This is a genomic window from uncultured Nitrosomonas sp. (assembly GCF_902826915.1).
Taxonomy (GTDB): domain Bacteria; phylum Pseudomonadota; class Gammaproteobacteria; order Burkholderiales; family Nitrosomonadaceae; genus Nitrosomonas.
This window is the reverse complement of record NZ_CADEGP010000007.1, coordinates 1-18,434: the sequence shown is the minus strand read 5'-3', so window position 1 is coordinate 18,434 and position 18,434 is coordinate 1. Positions and strand designations below refer to the sequence as shown.

Annotated in this window: 13 protein-coding genes; 3 read left to right on the top strand and 10 right to left on the bottom strand. The window is 45.9% G+C overall.

What is annotated here, in order from left to right; genetic code table 11:
* Nucleotides 1-94: 94 nt before the first annotated feature.
* Genes QZV86_RS02150 through QZV86_RS02140 form a run of 3 tightly spaced genes read left to right on the top strand, consistent with a single transcriptional unit; the run spans nt 95 to nt 6,270 of the window.
* Nucleotides 95-1,624, top strand: coding sequence for a class I SAM-dependent DNA methyltransferase (locus QZV86_RS02150; protein ID WP_295623633.1), 1,530 nt, complete (start codon nt 95-97; stop codon nt 1,622-1,624).
* Complete coding sequence (locus QZV86_RS02145; protein WP_295623632.1) at nt 1,621-2,808, top strand: restriction endonuclease subunit S; 1,188 nt, start codon at nt 1,621-1,623, stop codon at nt 2,806-2,808. The genes QZV86_RS02150 and QZV86_RS02145 overlap by 4 nt, the downstream gene beginning before the upstream one ends.
* A gap of 15 nt (nt 2,809-2,823) precedes the next feature.
* Nucleotides 2,824-6,270, top strand: coding sequence for a DEAD/DEAH box helicase family protein (locus QZV86_RS02140; RefSeq protein ID WP_295623631.1), 3,447 nt, complete (start codon nt 2,824-2,826; stop codon nt 6,268-6,270).
* A gap of 71 nt (nt 6,271-6,341) precedes the next feature.
* On the opposite strand, the gene QZV86_RS02135 is transcribed toward QZV86_RS02140, so the two are convergent.
* From QZV86_RS02135 to rnr, 10 genes are all read right to left on the bottom strand, one after another.
* Nucleotides 6,342-8,447, bottom strand: coding sequence for a bifunctional (p)ppGpp synthetase/guanosine-3',5'-bis(diphosphate) 3'-pyrophosphohydrolase (locus QZV86_RS02135; RefSeq protein WP_295623630.1), 2,106 nt, complete (start codon nt 8,445-8,447; stop codon nt 6,342-6,344).
* A 186-nt stretch (nt 8,448-8,633) separates the two neighbouring features.
* Nucleotides 8,634-8,840: a DNA-directed RNA polymerase subunit omega gene (rpoZ, locus tag QZV86_RS02130; RefSeq protein WP_295623629.1), complete on the bottom strand. Its 207-nt coding sequence runs from the start codon at nt 8,838-8,840 to the stop codon at nt 8,634-8,636.
* Nucleotides 8,841-8,922: 82 nt separating this feature from the next.
* Nucleotides 8,923-9,540: a guanylate kinase gene (gene gmk, locus QZV86_RS02125; protein ID WP_295623628.1), complete on the bottom strand. Its 618-nt coding sequence runs from the start codon at nt 9,538-9,540 to the stop codon at nt 8,923-8,925.
* A 35-nt stretch (nt 9,541-9,575) separates the two neighbouring features.
* On the bottom strand, nt 9,576-11,198 hold the full coding sequence (locus tag QZV86_RS02120; protein WP_295623627.1) for an HDOD domain-containing protein: 1,623 nt from the start codon (nt 11,196-11,198) through the stop codon (nt 9,576-9,578).
* Between the two features lie 149 nt (nt 11,199-11,347).
* A complete protein-coding gene (gene msrA, locus QZV86_RS02115) occupies nt 11,348-11,812 on the bottom strand; it encodes a peptide-methionine (S)-S-oxide reductase MsrA (RefSeq protein ID WP_295623626.1) in 465 nt (154 codons plus the stop codon).
* A gap of 10 nt (nt 11,813-11,822) precedes the next feature.
* Nucleotides 11,823-12,467, bottom strand: a complete 645-nt coding sequence (locus tag QZV86_RS02110; protein WP_295623625.1) for a thiol:disulfide interchange protein DsbA/DsbL — start codon at nt 12,465-12,467, stop codon at nt 11,823-11,825.
* Between the two features lie 95 nt (nt 12,468-12,562).
* A complete protein-coding gene (locus tag QZV86_RS02105; RefSeq protein WP_295623624.1) occupies nt 12,563-13,345 on the bottom strand; it encodes an SPOR domain-containing protein in 783 nt (260 codons plus the stop codon).
* Nucleotides 13,346-13,369: 24 nt separating this feature from the next.
* Nucleotides 13,370-15,130, bottom strand: coding sequence for an arginine--tRNA ligase (gene argS / locus QZV86_RS02100; RefSeq protein WP_295623623.1), 1,761 nt, complete (start codon nt 15,128-15,130; stop codon nt 13,370-13,372).
* A gap of 104 nt (nt 15,131-15,234) precedes the next feature.
* Nucleotides 15,235-15,975: a 23S rRNA (guanosine(2251)-2'-O)-methyltransferase RlmB gene (rlmB, locus tag QZV86_RS02095; RefSeq protein ID WP_295623622.1), complete on the bottom strand. Its 741-nt coding sequence runs from the start codon at nt 15,973-15,975 to the stop codon at nt 15,235-15,237.
* A gap of 123 nt (nt 15,976-16,098) precedes the next feature.
* Nucleotides 16,099-18,324, bottom strand: coding sequence for a ribonuclease R (rnr, locus tag QZV86_RS02090; protein WP_295623621.1), 2,226 nt, complete (start codon nt 18,322-18,324; stop codon nt 16,099-16,101).
* Nucleotides 18,325-18,434 lie beyond the last annotated feature (110 nt).

Here is an 18,434-nt window from a genome sequence, read left to right as displayed (position 1 = left end):
TTTAACACCGCAGCGGCAATGCCGATAGATTTTTAACCACTTGTTAGTGTACGCTGCAGCTTTTTTAAACGAATAAGCAGGCTTTTGAATTGTTATGATCACCGGTGCCATCAAGAATCAAGTCGATCAAATCTGGAACACGTTCTGGTCCGGCGGCGTGTCCAATCCGCTGTCGGTAATCGAGCAGATCACCTATCTGTTGTTCGCCAAGCGGCTGGACGAACTGCACACCGGGAAGGAAAGCCAGGCCAATCTGCTCGGCGAAACGCTCGACAACCCCATTTTTGAACCGCAGCAGAGCGAACTGCGCTGGTCGTACTTCAAGGATTTCGATCCGGAACGCAAATTCACCGTATTCCGCGATCAGGTATTTCCGTTCATCAAATCGCTCAATGGCCGTGCCGGGAGTGCGTACACCCGTTTCATGAAGGATGCGGTGTTCATCATCCCGACCCCGGCGCTGCTGGATAAAGTCACCAACATGATCGACGCCATCCCGATGCACGACCGCGACACCAAGGGCGATCTGTACGAATACATGCTGTCCAAGATCGCCAGCGCCGGGCAGAATGGGCAGTTCCGCACGCCGCGCCATATCATCAAGCTGATGGTGGAACTGACCGCACCGACGCCGAAGGATATCATTTGCGATCCGGCCTGCGGCACCTGCGGTTATCTGGTCGCGGCGGCGGAATATCTGGAACGGCACCACAAATCGCTGTTCTTTGATACCGCATTGAAGGAGCATTTTCATCACCACATGTTCCACGGCGCCGATTTTGATTCGTCGATGCTGCGCATCGGCGCGATGAACATGACCTTGCACGGCATCGACAACCCGTCGATCGAGAACCGCGACAGCCTGAGCGAAGACCACGCACTGCAACGCAATGCCTACACGCTGATCCTCGCCAATCCGCCATTCAAAGGCTCGCTCGATTTTGACGGCACCGCCAAAGATCTGCTGCAAGTCAGTAAAACCAAAAAAACCGAACTGCTGTTCATCAGCCTGTTCCTGAAACAGCTCAAACCCGGCGGGCGTTGCGCCTGCATCGTCCCGGATGGCGTGCTGTTCGGTTCCAGCAACGCGCACCAGCAACTGCGCCGGACACTGGTGGAAGAACAAAAACTCGACGCCATCATTTCCATGCCCTCCGGCGTGTTCAAGCCCTATGCCGGCGTCTCCACCGCGATACTGATCTTCACCCGCACCGACTCCGGCGGCACCGACAAGGTGTTTTTTTATGACATGCAGGCCGACGGCTACAGCCTGGACGACAAACGCGAACCGCTATTGACCCCGGAGCAACAAAAGGAACTCATCCATCATTCCCGCGCAGGCGGGAATCCAGCACTGCATGCCCGAAATAATATCCCCGACATTATCGCCCGCTATGAGCAATGTCAAGTGGGCCAGCAGGGTTTTGAGGATAAAAAGCAACAAGCCTTTGTGGTGAGCAAAGCCGACATCGCCGCCAACAAATACGACCTGTCGATCAATCGTTACCGGGAAATTGAATATCAGCAGGTCGAATATGAGTCGCCACAGGTGATTCTGGATCAACTGGAAGCGCTGGAGGTAGAGATTTTGGAGGATTTGAAAGCGTTGAAGGGGATGTTATGAGCTTTTCTCAAATGCTTAAATTATCCGAGTTTTGCAAAACAAGTAGTGGTGGAACTCCTTCTAGGCAACATCTTAATTTTTATGAGAATGGAAATATACCATGGGTAAAATCGGGAGAACTCCGTGAAAATATCATCTTCGACACGGAAGAAAAGATAACCGAAGAAGCTTTACAAAACTCAAGTGCGAAGATTGTGCCTAAAGGTTCATTATTATTAGCAATGTATGGCGCAACAGTTGGACGGCTTGCTTTTTTAGGGATAAATGCGGCAACAAATCAAGCAGTATGCAGTATCCAACCAGATGAAACTATATGCTTCCCAAAATATCTTTATTATGCGCTATTGCAGAAGGTGCCTGAGTTCTTAAACATGGCGGCTGGAGGAGCACAACCCAATATCAATCAATCATTAATTAAAGATACAAGAATCCTGCTCCCAATATTGGAAGAACAAAAACGCATCGCGGCGATACTGGACAAGGCCGATGCCATACGCCGCAAACGCCAGCAAGCCATAGCCCTCACCAACCAACTACTCCGCTCCGTTTTTCTGGACCTATTTGGTGATCCGGTGACGAATCCGAAAGGACTTGCAACAGCTAAGCTTTGTGAGGTTGGTGAAATAGTGACTGGTAATACTCCTTCAAGAAAGAGGCCAGAATATTATGGTTCGCATACTGAGTGGATAAAATCAGATAACATAAATACACCAGATCATTACCTTACAACAGCATCAGAATTTTTGTCTGAAGACGGATTCCTTGTAGGAAGACATGTTCCAAAAAACTCGATACTTGTAACGTGTATTGCAGGAAGTCACGATTGCATTGGTAATGCAGCGATAGCAAATAGAACTGTAGCATTTAATCAACAAATTAATGCCATTATTCCTAATAATATAATTTCTCCATTATTTTTGTATGCACAGTTATGGGTCAATAAAAAACTTGTGCAAGGAGCTTCGACTGAAAGCATGAAGGGGATGGTTAGTAAATCGAAGTTCTCAAATATAGAAATATTGTTACCCTCTATGCTAGAGCAAGAAAAATATTCTGATTTTTTTCTTAAGTCATTAGGCAGCATTAAATTAATGAATTTTTCAAAAGTAAAATTTAATGAATTGTTTAATGGATTAACGCAGAAAGCATTCAGTGGCCAATTGATCCAACATATCGTCACATAAACCGAAACTCCCAGCATGGTAGAGAACCTCACTAAACCCAGCAACTTCAGTTTCCTGACCGAACATTGGGCTTTTCTGCACGCCGACGCACAGCAAGTCGAAAGCTACGCCTTGCGCGATCCCCGTGCGGCGGCGATTTATGCCCGCCGCACATTGGAATTGTCGCTGCGCTGGCTGTTCGCCAACGATACCGCGCTTAAAACACCGTATGAAAAAAGCCTGGCGGCGATGATCCATGAGCCGACATTTGCTGAGAATATCAAACAGGGTTTGTTTCACGACATCAAATTCCTCCACCGGCTGGGCAATGTCGCCGCGCATGGCGATCAGCATATTTCTTCGCAAGAAAGCCTGAAAGCCGCGCAGGCACTGCACACCTTCCTCGGCTGGCTGTCGCGCGTGTATACGCGGCAAAATGCTGTGCCACAGCCGTTTCAGGTGGATTGGCTGCCGCAACCGGTGTCCCACACTGAGCCGCAAACCCCGCCATTGACGGTGCGGCAACTGGAGCAGTTGCAGGATGAGCTGGCCGCCAGGGATGCAACGGCTGCTGCCGCGCACGAAAAACTCACGCACACTGAAACCGAACTGGCCGAACTCAGGGCGCAATTGGCTGCGCTGCAGCAACTCAAGCAAGCCAATCAGAAAACCATCGGCAGTGGCGAATACACCGAGGCGCAGACGCGCGAGCTGATCATCGACGTGATGCTGCGCGAGGCCGGCTGGGACCCGAAGGGCGTCCACGTGGCCGAATACGAGGTGCGCCAGTGCATGCCGACGGCCAGCGGCGAGCGCACGGGCACCGGGTATGTGGATTATGTGTTGTGGGGCAGCGACGCCAAGCCGGTGGCGCTGATCGAAGCCAAAAAGACCCGCGGCAATCCACTCGCAGGCAAGCAGCAGGCGGCCCTCTATGCCGATGGTCTGGAACGGCAGTTCGGCCAGCGCCCGCTGATTTATTATTCCAATGGTTACACCACGTGGTTGTGGGACGATCATTGTTACCCGCCGCGAGAAGTGCAGGGCTTTGCCACCCGTGACGAGCTGCAATGGCGCCTGCATCAGCGCACCACACGCGAGGCATTGCATGGGCTGCAGCCGAAACCGGAGATCATCGGTCGCCCTTACCAGATCGAGGCCGCGACCCGCGTGCTGGAACATTTTGGCCGCGAGCGCAAGCGCAAAAGTCTGCTCGTGATGGCCACCGGCACCGGCAAAACGCGCTTGTCGATTGCCCTGGTCGACATGCTGCTACGCGCCGGTTGGGTGCGGCGGGTGTTGTTTCTGGCCGACCGTATCACGCTGGTGGGGCAGGCGAAACGCGAATTCAACCGGTATTTGCCGCACGTGACGGTGACGAGCCTGCTGGAACCGACGCAGGGCGACGCGCGCGTGGTGTTTTCCACCTATCCGACCTTGTTGAACTGCATCGACGGCACGCGGCGCGATATTACCGAGACTTTCAGCGTGGCGCATTTTGATCTGGTGATCATCGACGAAGCGCATCGCTCGGTGTACCAGAAGTACGGCGCGATTTTCGATTATTTCGACGCGCTGCTGCTGGGATTGACCGCCACGCCGCGCGGCGAGGTGGATCGCAATACCTACCGGTTGTTTGAACTCGACGATCACCAGCCGACCTATGCCTACGAACTGGAGCAGGCGGTGGCGGATGGCTATCTGGTGCCTCCGCGCGCGATTTCGGTGCCGCTTAAATTTCAACGCGAGGGCATCAAGTACCATGATTTGTCGCCGCAGGAGCAGGAAGAATACGAGCAGCAGGAACGTTTCTACGACGAGGAAAGCGGCGAGCTGAAGGAGGCGATCGACCCACCGGCGCTGAATCAGTGGCTGTTCAATGTGGATACCGTGAACAAGGTACTGATGCACTTGATGGAAAACGGCATCAAGGTGCAAGGCGGCGATACGCTCGGCAAAACCATTATTTTCGCCAAGAACAGCAAGCACGCGGATTTTATCGTCGCGCAGTTCGACAGGAATTATCCGCATTTTGCTGGCCAGTTCTGCCAGAAAATCGATTTCTCGGTGAAATACGCGCAAAGTCTGATCGACCAATTCAAGATTAAGGACAAATTTCCACAGATTGCGGTGTCGGTCGATATGCTGGATACCGGTGTCGATGTGCCGGAAATCGTCAATCTGGTGTTTTTCAAGCTGGTGCGCTCGCGCGTCAAGTTCTGGCAGATGCTGGGGCGGGGCACGCGGCTGTGCGAGGATTTATTCGCGCCCGGCGAACACAAAAAAGAATTCATCATTTTCGATTACTGCCAGAACCTGGAGTTTTTTGACGTTAATCCTGCGGGTTATGATGCCGCGACGCAGGATTCGGTGAAGCAGAAGGTTTTCAAACGGCGGTTGGAATTGGCGGTCGCGTTGCAAAACGGACGTGTGGAAGATGCGGCGGTGAGGAATTTTGCGGCGCAGTTGAAGGATCAATTGCACGACGTGGTGGCGGCGCTGGATCTGGATAATTTCATCATCCGCAAGCAACGCAGGGCAGTGGAGCAATACGCCCGGCAGCAAGCCTGGCAAACGCTGGATGAGCGCGATGTGAACGTGCTGGCGGAAAAAATCAGCGGATTGCCCGCGGTGGATAGCGACGATGAAAGCGTGCGCTGCTTTGATCTGCTGCTCCTGAATTTGCAGTTGGCGCTGTGGCAGAACAATCCGGCACAGCAAAACTATCAACGCACGGTGCGACAAATCGCCAGGGAGCTGGAAGATAAGGCGGCGATTCCCAGCGTGGCGGCGCAGATGGCGCTCATTCTGGAGTTACAAACCGATGCCTGGTGGCAGGATGTCACGTTGCCGATGCTGGAAGTTGTGCGGGTGCGGTTGCGCGGGTTGACGCGGTTTATCAGCCCGGAGGAGCGGGCGGATGTATACACGCATTTCACCGATACGCTGATTCAGGAAGAAGCGACCGAATATCAGGTGGTCAAGCGCGATCCGAATCTGCAGAATTATCGCGAGCGGGTGCAGCGCTTTATCCGCGAGCATCAGAATCATGTCACGATCCGGCGCTTGAGAAATAATGAACCGATCGCACCGACCGACATTTTGGCGCTGGAAACCATTCTGTTCGCCGAAAATGGCCCGATCCCCAAAGACGAGTACGCAAAAATTTATGGTCAGGAGCCGCTGGGAAAACTGGTGCGCTCGGTTATCGGTCTGGACCGCAGTGCCGCCAAAGCGGTATTTGCTGAGTTTCTAGCCCGATCGCCCGCATTGAATGCGGACCAAATGGCTTTCTTGAACGAGATCGTCGAATACCTGGTGAAAAACGGCGTGATGGAGCCTCGCGCGATTTTTGAAACACCGTTTAATCATTATCATGAGCTGGGCGTGGTCGGTGTTTTTGGCGATGAGCTGAGCCGGCAGATTGTCGAACGCATTCATGATGTGAATCATAATGCGGGAATGATTGCAGCGCGAAAATAAATAGGTAATGCGTTTCTGATTAGTCCATTTCGTAATCATCCGCTATATCGCGGCTGTCATCAGTGACGGTTCTAATCTTCTATGCGGCGAATGGTGGTAATTTCGCGTAGATGCCTTAGACCGCGAATGACTTGTGAGAGATGGAGCCGGTTGTTAACTTGCAGGACGAAGCGCATGTGCATGCGCTCATTTTCGCTTTCCATCGCAATATCATCAATATTTGAATCGGCCTTGGCAATTTCAGCCGCAACTCGCGCTAAAACGCCTTGTTTATTGTCTGTGATTATCTCAATAGCCGCTTCAAAAGTTCGCGTGATGTCTTTTCCCCAGGTCACATTGAGGTAGTTTTCCTGATTCTTGGGGTTGTGTGAAATGTTATTACAATTCAGTACATGAACAATTAATCCAGAATCTTTTTTGATAATGCCGACGATGGCGTCGTCCGGTATTGGGCGGCAGCATTTGGCAAATTGCACCGCTGAGCCTTCAGTTCCCAGTATGGTAATAGGGGTTGCAGTCTGTTCCTTGGAAATGGATTCTGCCGGGGCTGTTAACCGCCTTGCTACCACGGCTGGAAGCTGTTTGCCTAAGGCCATTTCAGTAAATAATTCTTGCTTGGATTTGACGCCGCTATCGCGCGCTAGCTTATTCCACTGGGCCGCGGTAATAGAGTCTGGATTGATATTAAACGATATAAGCGCCTGATTTAACAAGCGTTCTCCTAACTTAATGGATTCCTCGTATTGAATCGTCTTGAGAAAATAGCGGATATGCGAGCGTGCCCTTGCGGTTGCAACATAACCGAGCCAGGATGGGTTGGGCTTGGCATATGGCGCGGTAACGATTTCTATACGATCTCCACTTTTTAATTTTGTGCGTAATGGCGCATTTTCACCGTTAATTTTGGCAGCAACGCAGCAATTGCCGACATCGGAATGCACGGCATAGGCAAAATCAACGGCGGTTGATCCCCTGGGTAGCGTTAATATTTTACCTTGCGGGGTGAAAACAAAAACGTCGCTGGGGAATAAATCGATTTTAAGATGTTCCAGAAATTCTGATGAATCCGTTGAGCTGCTGAGTGTTTCCATTAAGCTATGCAACCATTGGCTGGTTTTTAAATGCAATTCATCAAAATTTCCATCTAAATTTTTATAGAGCCAATGAGAAGCTACACCATTTTCAGCAATTCGATGCATTTCAGCGGTACGAATTTGAATTTCGATCGGTATGCCGAAAGGACCCAATAATGTGCTATGCAAGGATTGATAGTCATTATTCTTTGGAATCGCGATGTAGTCCTTGAATTTTCCTGGGATTGGTTTGTATAGGCTGTGCAACATTCCAAGTGCAACATAGCATGAGGGTATATCTTTGACGATCACGCGAAAACCATAGATATCGAGTACTTCAGAGAAAGATAAATGTTTCTCCAGCATCTTGTTATAAATGCTGTAAAGATGTTTTTCGCGCCCGGTCACTTCCGCATCCAAATGCGCTTCTTTGAGCTTTGACGTAATGACTTCGAGTATTTTTCCAACCACTTCACGTCGATTGCCGCGCGCGGCCCTAGTCGCTTTCACCAGCACTTTATGGCGTAAGGGATAAGAATAGCGAAAGCCCAGTTCTTGAAGTTCCTGGTAAATATTGTTAAGTCCCAGCCGGTGAGCAATGGGGGCATAAATTTCCAGAGTTTCGCGCGCGATGCTGCGCTGTTTGGCCGGAATCATGACAGATAATGTTTGCATATTGTGCAAGCGATCTGCCAGTTTTATTAGAATGACACGCACATCACGAGCCATTGCCAGTAACATCTTGCGAAAATTTTCAGCTTGCGCTTCTTCTTGTGTCTGGAATTCAATTTTTGCAAGCTTAGAAACACCATCCACTAATTCTGCGACGGGTTCACCGAATCTTTCACTGATTTCAGCTTTGGAGATATCTGTATCTTCGACCACATCATGCAATAGAGCTGCCGCCAGGGTAGGGGCATCGAGATGCAATTTGCTTAGAATTCTTGCGACTGCTACGGGGTGAGAGATATAGGGTTCCCCGGACTTGCGGAATTGCCCTGAATGCGCTCCTAAACCAAATGAATAAGCATTTCTGAGCTGAATAATGTCTTCAGGTTTAAGATATTTCGATGTTTCTGAAAATAGAAAATCTGCTTCTGCCATTGAGTTTAATTAATTTACTATGCTTCATTAAATTACTGAATATTTAAGTTCTCAAGTTTAAGCTTAAATCAGAGATTAATATTTGAAAATTTGCCATGACGATGTGTCAGAATATCGAACCAATCGACGTGCAACTAAATTTCAGAAACTACTGGAGTTTACGGGTTTTGTAATTTCAAAATCATTTTAAATATTTCTGGGACTGAGAATGTCCAAACCTACCTTGCCATGGGCCACTTCACGCAAAGCTACGACTGTAGGCTTATTACGCCCAGCTTCAACCAAAGGTGCAGAACCAATTGCCAGTTGTCTTGCACGCGTCGTTGCAACCAGCGTCATATCAAATCGGTTGGGTATCCTTTTCAAACAATCATCAACAGTGATTCGTGCCATTTTATTTGCCTCAGGAATGATAATAATGTACAAATTTTACAGGAAAAAACATGAAATGATGGTGTTTATTAATCAATACCTATTATGATAGTTGCATAACTAGAGCTTGGTGCTTCGTCGCTTGTCGTTCTGTCTTCAAGCGTTCAGCCTTAACAATGCAAATTAAATCGCTGAGCGCTTCGTTCAGTTTGCCGTTAACAATGATGTAATCGAACTCTGTAATATGGCTGATTTCTTCCCGAGCCGCTTTAAGTCGCTTTTTGATGACCTCAGGATCATCCTGTGCTCGAGTTTTTAGCCGGGTTGCCAGCGCTTCGGCTGAAGGCGGAAGAATAAAAATAGCGATAGAATAAGGGAAAATTTGTTTTATTTGCTTTGCGCCCTGACAATCAATTTCAAGCAAAATATCCTGTCCGGATGACATCGTGTCATTGAGCCAGTGTTGCGAGGTACCGTAGAGATTGCCATAAACTTCTGCACTTTCCACAAATTCACCATCAAATAGCATTTGTTTGAATTCCGCTTCAGTGACAAAGTGATAGTCACGGCCATCGATTTCTCCATTGCGGGGTGGTCGAGTGGTGTGTGAGATTGACAGATTAAGATTCAAACTCGATTGCAGTAATTCTCGAACCAGACTGGTTTTTCCGGCTCCTGATGGTGCGCTGATAACAAACAAACAGCCTGGAGTTTTAATCATAATGCTTGCAACCAACTTTATACGTTATTGATTTCTTATTTTGAGTTAAGAGCGATCAGTATTAGTCCTTTTAGGATTCTAACAAGCTTCGCTTCATCGTGCGTTATTCCTTCAGGTGATTCGGTCTCACGATCTGCATAAATTAAACCACTAGGTTTTTTATTAACTACTAAGGGAAGTAGAAGGAAGCTGCGTGCATCAGGTAATAAAGTTGTGTGCCACAGCGGTATAAGCTTACGGATTCTGGGGATAAAAGCATTCGAAATAAGGAGATCTATATTTTTTTGCATGGCAAGATGAAATAAATCATTAGTAGGCACGGCAGAGAAATGGAAACCTTTTTGATATTCCAAATTTCTTTTACCTAACGAACTGCGTCCACGAAATGAATTCATTTTAGAATCTCTTAGACATAATGTAATAAAACGAAATCCAAGCGCAGAACAAAGAGAATCCAAACCTAGGTTGATAAGATTTTCAAGTCTATAATCACCCGATGACATCATTTCAGTGGTATTTTGAATGCCTTTTAATAGCAATATTGATGCATTATAGGGTTTGTTGCTGGAATAACGTTCAGTGATTTGTAGATTATGAGTCTCATCGTTATTTATCGTCAAATCATTGATTAAATTTTCTTCCGCAGCAATATCAAATTCGCAATGCGATGAGTCTTGATTGATCTTATTATTCTTATCTAAAGAAGCCAAATCTGCACTGATGAGAAGCTCACGAGTTTCTATACTTGCTTTATCAATTAGTTCGTCCAGCACAGGCATAGTCAGATTGAGCACTTTGCCAAACCGATTCAGTAGTTCTTCTTTTAGCTTGATATCTTCCTTGGTTAGATTAGCACTTAATACAAGTGGTGCGGTCTTTTCACAAAATTCTGCTGCTATTTGCATCCATTCTTGTTTGTTTTTGGGCGTGATCAAGACACCGGGTGGTTTTGCACTGAGTGCCTGAATCACATTGACAGGTACATTCCAGTTATCTAATAAAGTTTCTGCCAAACTATCCAACCTGAAGCCAAGTGCCTGCATGGATGCTTGTTCCGGCGTGTGCTGACCTTGAGCGGCAAGCGCCATCATTTGGTGATAAAAATCAGGTTCATAAGTGGCTAATAAAATGCGCCCAAGATTTTTGAATAAAGCAGCAATAGAAACTTCTTCGACATCTTTAGCAAATGAAGTTCGCGCAGCTAATTTGCGGCTAATCATACTTGCTGCTAATGCATGAATTAATTCGATACGTACATGTGCTGCATGTTTTGCGGGCATTCCATCGACTAATAATATAGCCAAAGCACTGGTCTTGACAGAATCAAATCCTAACAAGAATATTGCCTTATTAATGCTGGAAATTTCTTTATTTGTAATTGCTTTAAAAGCTGCAGAGTTTGATAAGCGCAGGATTTTTTGCGTTAATGAAACATCGGATAAAACATAATAAGTCAATTGTTGTATCGACTGATCATCCGACGAAGACAGTTTTACAATTCGCGTGATGGAACTACCAAGTGCCGGAAGATTTGGATCATTAGTGACGGCATTGAACAGACGATCTTTTAAAGTTATGGCATCACCTTTTATTGTGCCCGCATGAACAAAGGAATTTGATGGGTCTTGTGGAGAACCAGGTTTTTGCATAGGTCCCATCGTAATGTTTTTTCCAAAAGATACTGATATATATGAAATAATAGTGCTATAACTGTTCGCGTCAGATTCTTTGTCTGAATACACTATTAATTAATAGTATTTTTAGTTTTTCTGTTATCGACACAAATCAAAGTTGATTGATAATATAGTTAATGGATGCCATGTTTGGCGAGGTAATTCTGATGGTATTCTTCCGCATTATAGAATTGGCTGGCGGGCAAAATTTGCGTTACGATCGGATCTTGCCAGCGTTTGCTTGTTTCTAGTTTCTCTTTAGATTCTCTTGCGGACTTTTCTTGCTCAGGCGTGAAATAAAAAATGACTGAGCGGTATTGTTCACCGATGTCCGGTCCTTGCCGATCCTGCGTGGTAGGATTATGGCAGTTCCAAAATTCGTTTAACAAAGCTTCAAAAGAGATTTCATTATCATCATATTCTACTAATACTACTTCAATGTGGCCGGTAGTGCCAGCGCAGACTAATGTGTAAGTTGGATTAATGGTGTGTCCGCCAGAATAACCACAGGTGACATTTTTAATGCTCTTATTGCGACGAAAAGCTGCTTCTACTCCCCAGAAACAGCCCGCTCCAAAAATGATCTTGTTTGCAGCCATTAATATTTTCTCATCGTTCTTTGCGTACTTTTTCAATGAGCGCTTCCAGCGTTGTAATAGTAGCTTGTGGTGTTCCGCTCATTCCACCACTGGTGAGATATTTTCCATTAATAACCAAAGCAGGAACACCGTTGAGTTGATATTGGCGAATCATTTGGGCCGATTTCGCTACCTGATTTTGAACCGTAAATGACTTGTAGGTATTTTCAAATTTCTTTCTATCAATGTTTTGTTTTTCGATCCAATCAAATAAAACAGATTCATTGTTTAAATCAATTTTGTCGCGATGGATGGCATCATAAATCTTGTCGTTTAGCGTATCGGTTAGCGACATGGCTTCAATGGTGTAAAAAATTTTGGCGCCAGATGTCCAGTTGGCGCGAAGAATAGCGGGTACATAACGGAAGCTAACATCACTCGGTAGATTCATCAACCAGGTTTTAAGATGTGGATGTAAGCTGTAACAAGACGGGCAACCGTACCAGAAAAATTCCAGAACTTCAATCTTGGTATTATCGTCAATAGGCTGAGGTTTACTCAGTACAGCATAATCCTTACCTTCAACAATGTTAGCTTGTGCGTGAGTTTTAGTGATAAAAGCAAAAACCGACACTAAAACTAAGAAGAAAATCGTAACAGATTGGTATCGATTCATTTAAATCTCCTAATAAAAAAGCGTTTCATTAATTGCTGGGTTCGAATGCTGCAGAACTCGGTTAAAACAGTTTTAAGCGTTGTTTAGTAAAACTTTTATTGTATTTTGATAAAGTGAGTATCGATGCCGTTCTCCTTTAGAGAATGGCTGGTCTGATCGCTATCCGATTTGTTCGTAAAAGGGCCGATTCGAACTCTATACCAGGTTCCTCTCTCGGCTAAATCAATGGATTGTATGGATGCAAACACGCCGAGCAATGCGAGCCGTGCTTTAAGGTTCTCAGCCTCATCATTTTTTCTGAATGCGCCAGCCTGTAAAAATATTTTTTCTTTCATAGCTGGAGGGCTTTGTATTTGAGGTGATACAGGCTGCTGTGATTGTGAAATAGGTTGGGGTTCGATTGGGAGCACGCGAGGAATGGCAGCAGTTTGTTGAGGAGGTGCTGTAGACGTGACACCAGAACTCGGTAAAGCTGTCTGTGGTGATCTTTCCAGCGGCTTGTTGCTGACTTCGGGTGCTTTGGCAGCCACTTGCGGTTGTGCTGGCGGTTCAACATTTTTTTGGTACTCATGGTCCATCTCAGGTTCATCAATACCTGGCAGTATTTTGTAAAAATCAAACCGAGGTTTTTCTTCGACTAAGTTTATTGGTTCTTCTGGCATGGATTTTTCAGTGCTTTGGGGTGTCTCAATAGGAGACTGAGTTTGATTTTTCTCAGTGGGTAGGAATGGACTGGGTGCATAGTTAAGGTACAGCCATATTCCAATTGCACTCGCAAGACCTAATGCATAACCGACGAATCCACCTAAGAATGCCGAACCTCCTTTCTCATTTGTAGATTTGGCTGAAGACTTGCGAGTTTTATAATCCCGACTCATGAGTGTCCTTATACAATTATTAGGTTACATTTTATCAGGTGCACTCACATCAAGTAATAGTAAACCGTTACTCAATGTTTGACGAATCGATGCAATTAGCGCTAGCCTGGCATGTTGCAATGGAATTTCAGGTACCAGAAAACGCGTTGAATTATAGTAGCTATGAAATTCGCTGGCCAGTTCTCTGAGATAAAATGCAATGAGATGAGGTGAAAACTCTTTGGCTGCCATTTCGAGCGTATCGGGAAAATCAATTAATTTTTGCAGTAGAGCCAATTCTGCTGGACTGGACAGTGCATCTGTATTGACATCTTGCAGATTGTCGACATTATCATTCCATTGCACTAACACACTGCACACGCGAGCATGAGCATATTGAACATAATAAACTGGATTTTCATTGCTTTGCGATTTGGCCAGATCCATATCAAAATCTAAGTGCTGATCGCTTTTGCGCATCACGTAAAAAAACCGTGCGGCATCCTTGCCGACTTCTTGGCGTAATTCACGTAAAGTGACAAATTCACCGGAACGAGTAGACATCGGAGCTTTCTTGCCATTCCGATAAAGTACCGCAAATTGCACCAAAGCGATTTGCAATTTTTCGGCATCCAGATCCAGTGCCTGCAACGCGCCTTTTACCCGTGGAATATAACCATGATGGTCTGCACCCCAGATATTGATTACCTGATCAAAGCCTCGCCCAAATTTATTCAGATGATAAGCGATATCTGAAGCGAAATAGGTGAATTGACCATTTTCCCGTTGTACGACACGATCTTTCTCGTCGCCAAAATTTGTGGAGCGAAACCAAGTCGCTCCGTCTTGTTGATATAAGTGCTGTTTTTTCGCAAGCAGTTCAATCGCGTGTGCTACCAGACCATTATCAAATAACGACTGTTCTGAAAACCAGGTATCAAATTCGACGCCGAACTCCATTAAATCATTGCGGCAATCGCCCAGTTGCTCCGTTAGCACAAAATTGTGTATATACGCATAATCTTGACCCAGTATTTCTTTCGTGTTAGCAATCAGTTTGTCCAGTTGTTCGTCGGGATTCATTTCAGTCGCTAGCACAGCTTCCGGCAAACTATCCAGCAATAACTCGGGTTGATGTACATAACGTTGTGCATGCGCTTGAAAAATTTGTTGCGCCATAATTTTAACGTACTCTCCCTGATAAGCATTCTGCGGAAAAGGAATATGGATGTGATTAAGCTCCAGATAACGCAACCACGTTGACAACGTCAAGATATCCATTTGCCGCCCTGCGTCATTGACGTAGAATTCCCGAGACACATCAAATCCTGCAGCTGTCAAAATATTGGATAAGCTTGCTCCAATCGCTGCACCACGGCCATGACCAACATGCAGTGGTCCAGTTGGATTGGCCGAGACAAATTCCACTTGGATTCTTTTTCCTTGTCCAAGGGTGCTATTTCCGAATGTATTTTTGCTATGCAATATGTAATGCAGAAATTGTTGCTTGGCAGAATTTTTTATGAACAGATTGATAAATCCAGCGCCGGCCACTTCCACTTTCTCAAGATAAGGTGAAGGTGGCAGTGCATTAATCAATAATTGTGCAATTTCTCGTGGGCTTTTATGTAATGGTTTGGCTAATTGCATGGCCAGATTACACGAATAATCGCCATGACTGGCTTGTTTGGTACGGGTCAATTCAATGTCAACCACTGTAGCTTCAAGAGATGTAATAGCGTTACTTGCTTGCTGGAGAAGCTCGATAAAGTGAGTTTTGAAGTTGGGGAAATCAGTTGATGTCATAGTTAAGGGCAAGCGATATTATTAGTTTATTGCATTAAATTAAAGCGCATAGCATACACAGCTGTGTTATTTCTACATGGAATACATTTTATCAGGTGCGTGACTCAGGCCAAAGATTGTTGACGATGGGTTTCAAAAAGACAAATTCCTGCACTGACGGCAACGTTCAAGCTTTCGATATTGCCTTGCATTGGAATTCGAACCAACTGATCGCAATTCTCGCGCGTTAAGCGCCGCATCCCTTTTTCCTCAGAACCGAATACCCAGGCAACAGCACCGCTAATCTTGAAATTGGCTAAGTCGTGTTCGGCGTCTTCGGCAGTACCAAAAATCCAAATACCTTGTTCTTTCAATTGCTTCAGCGTGCGTGCCAGATTGGTGACCGATATAAAAGGCACGGTATCAGCCGCGCCACTAGAGACTTTGTATACAGTGGGAGTTAATCCAACAGCCCGGTCTTTCGGTGTAATTACAGCATGCACGCCAAAAGCATCGGCGACGCGTAGACACGCGCCCAGATTGTGCGGATCCTGGATTCCATCCAACACCAACAAACGCGCAGGTTCGGTTAATGCGTCGAGGATGTCATCAATACTGACATAATTGCTTATACCATCGATATTGGCCACAATGCCTTGATGATGGTCGTTGCCTGACATGTTAGTGAGTTTCGATCCATCGCAGGAGGTAACGCGGATCTTCTTGTTTTCGGCCAGCTTGATTAGCTCTTGTGCGCGTTGATCTGCGCGTGTGGCATCGATAAAAATCTCTTTGACACTATTCGGATTCTGTCGTAAGCGACTGGTAACCGCATGAAAGCCAAATATAAATCGGGTGCTGGGCACGTTTTAATTAAACCTGAAAAAATGATGAGACATCACTTATCGTGAAGCGTGTCAAAATAGGAACCCGATAGATTGCGTGACTGAATTTTGTGTGCATCTGTATTGTAAAACAATTTCAAAAACTTAATGCGATTTCTTGCTTCTAGTAGAAGTTTTTGCCTTAGATTGCCCGGTTTTCTTTTCTGGTTCGGCTAAAACAAAATCTATTTTACTCGTTTCTAAATCGACACGAACCAATTTGATGCGTATTCGATCGCCTAGGCGATATTGTTTGCCGCTACGTTCGCCCAGTAAAACATGCTTGGTTGCATCAAAATGGAAATAGTCACTCGGTAGCTCGGAAATATGCACCAGTCCTTCTACGTATACGTTGTCAAGCGCGACGAATAAGCCGAATCCGGTAACGCTGCTGATCACTCCGTCAAAACATTCTCCGATTTTATCCTGCATATAAAAGCATTTTAACCAGGATTCAACGTCACGTGTGGCATCATCGGCGCGCCGCTCGGTCATTGAACAGTGACACCCAAATTCGGACCAATTACCAGGATAGTAAGTTTCTCCGTTTAATACTGCTTTAATTGCACGATGTACCAGCAGATCAGGGTAGCGCCTGATTGGCGAGGTAAAATGTGTGTAAGCATCGTATGCAAGTCCGAAATGACCGGCGAGATCAGGACTATAAATGGCTTGCTGCAACGATCTTAGCATCACTGTTTGAAGTAGCTGTGCATCCGGTCTTCCTTGTATCTTGAGTAAAGTTTGCGCGTAATCTTGTGCGCTGGGTTTGTTTTTTCCTCCTAGCTGAATGCCAAATTCCTTCAAAAAATTGCGTAATATGTCAATTTTCTCTGGTGTAGGGCTTTCATGAATACGATAGAGTGTAGTCTGCCCGTGCTTCTGCAGAAAATCTGCGGCGCAGACATTAGCCGCCAGCATGCATTCCTCAATTAAACGATGCGCCTCGTTGCGATGCACTGGCAAAATCTTTTCGATTTTTCCTTGATCATTGAAAAACATCTGCGTTTCAGTGGTTTCGAAATCAATAGCACCGCGTTTCTTGCGTGCTTTCAGTAAGGCTTTAAAGAGCTTGTAGATTAGTTGCAAATGCGGTAATAATTCTATGTATTCCTGAGCCTCGTGGCTTTTTGCATCGGCCAGTATAGTCGCAACTTTGGTATAGGTCAGTCGTGCATGCGAGAACATTACGGCAGGATAAAAAGAATAATCCAGTATATCGCCGTTGGCTTGGAATTGTATCTCGCACACCATGCACAGACGTTCTTTATCGGGATTTAAAGAGCACAATCCGTTCGATAATACTTCTGGCAGCATCGGGATGACACGGCGCGGAAAGTAAACCGAATTCCCTCGATTGAGGGCCTCGCGGTCAATCGGATCGTGTGGTTTTACATAGTGACTTACATCCGCAATTGCTACATATAATCGGTATCCTTTGCCATCTTTTGCGCAGAAAACGGCATCGTCAAAATCCTTTGCAGTTTCTCCGTCAATGGTTATCAGCGGTAAATGACATAAATCTTTGCGCTCAGCCAGCTCTTTCTTTAATACATTTTTTGGGAATTTGGCTGAAAGTTTCTCAATATCGGGCGAAAACTCGTGAGGTAGATCGTGTTTGCGTAAAGCGATTTCAATTTCCATCCCGGGAGCAGTATAGTTGCCAAGAATTTCAACAATTTTACCGATGGGTTGGGCACGTTTGCTGGGTTGTTGGATTATTTCCACCATCACGACTTGACCGGCTTCAGCCTTTAGTGAATGCTCCTGAGCGATCAAAATATCCTGGCTGATACGTTTATTTTCGGCTACCACCAATAAAATGCCATGATCAATATGTAGCCGTCCTACTAATCGCGTATTACAAGACTCCAACACTTCCACGATCGCAGCTTCCCTGCGTCCGCGCCGATCCAGCCCGGTTTCACGCACTAAAACACGGTCGCCATGCAATGCTTTTTGCATTTCCTTGGCGCTCAGATACAAATCTACACTACCATCATCCGGAATCAGAAAACCAAACCCATCGGAATGCCCCTGAATTCTGCCGTTAATTAAATCCAGCTTCTCCATCACGCAAATATCGCCTTTGCGGTTACGGAAAATCTGGCCATCACGCATCATCGCCGATAAACGGCGATAAAAGAGATCTTCCTCTTTTCTTGTAATGGACAGCAATTTTCGTAAAAATTGCTCGGCGATCGGAATACCTTGCTGCTTTAGGGTTTGAAGAATATATTCTCGACTAGGTAATGGGTACTTGTAGCGTTCTTTTTCACGCTCATAGTGCGGATCCAAGTGACGCAGCTTTCGCTTTTTCTCATTTGACAAAACAGTGGTTTCCTATAGAATTACGCGTTCTTTGGCAGTCCGATCCGGCTGTCTCTTGCCCAGATGGCGGAATTGGTAGACGCGCATGGTTCAGGTCCATGTGCCTTCGG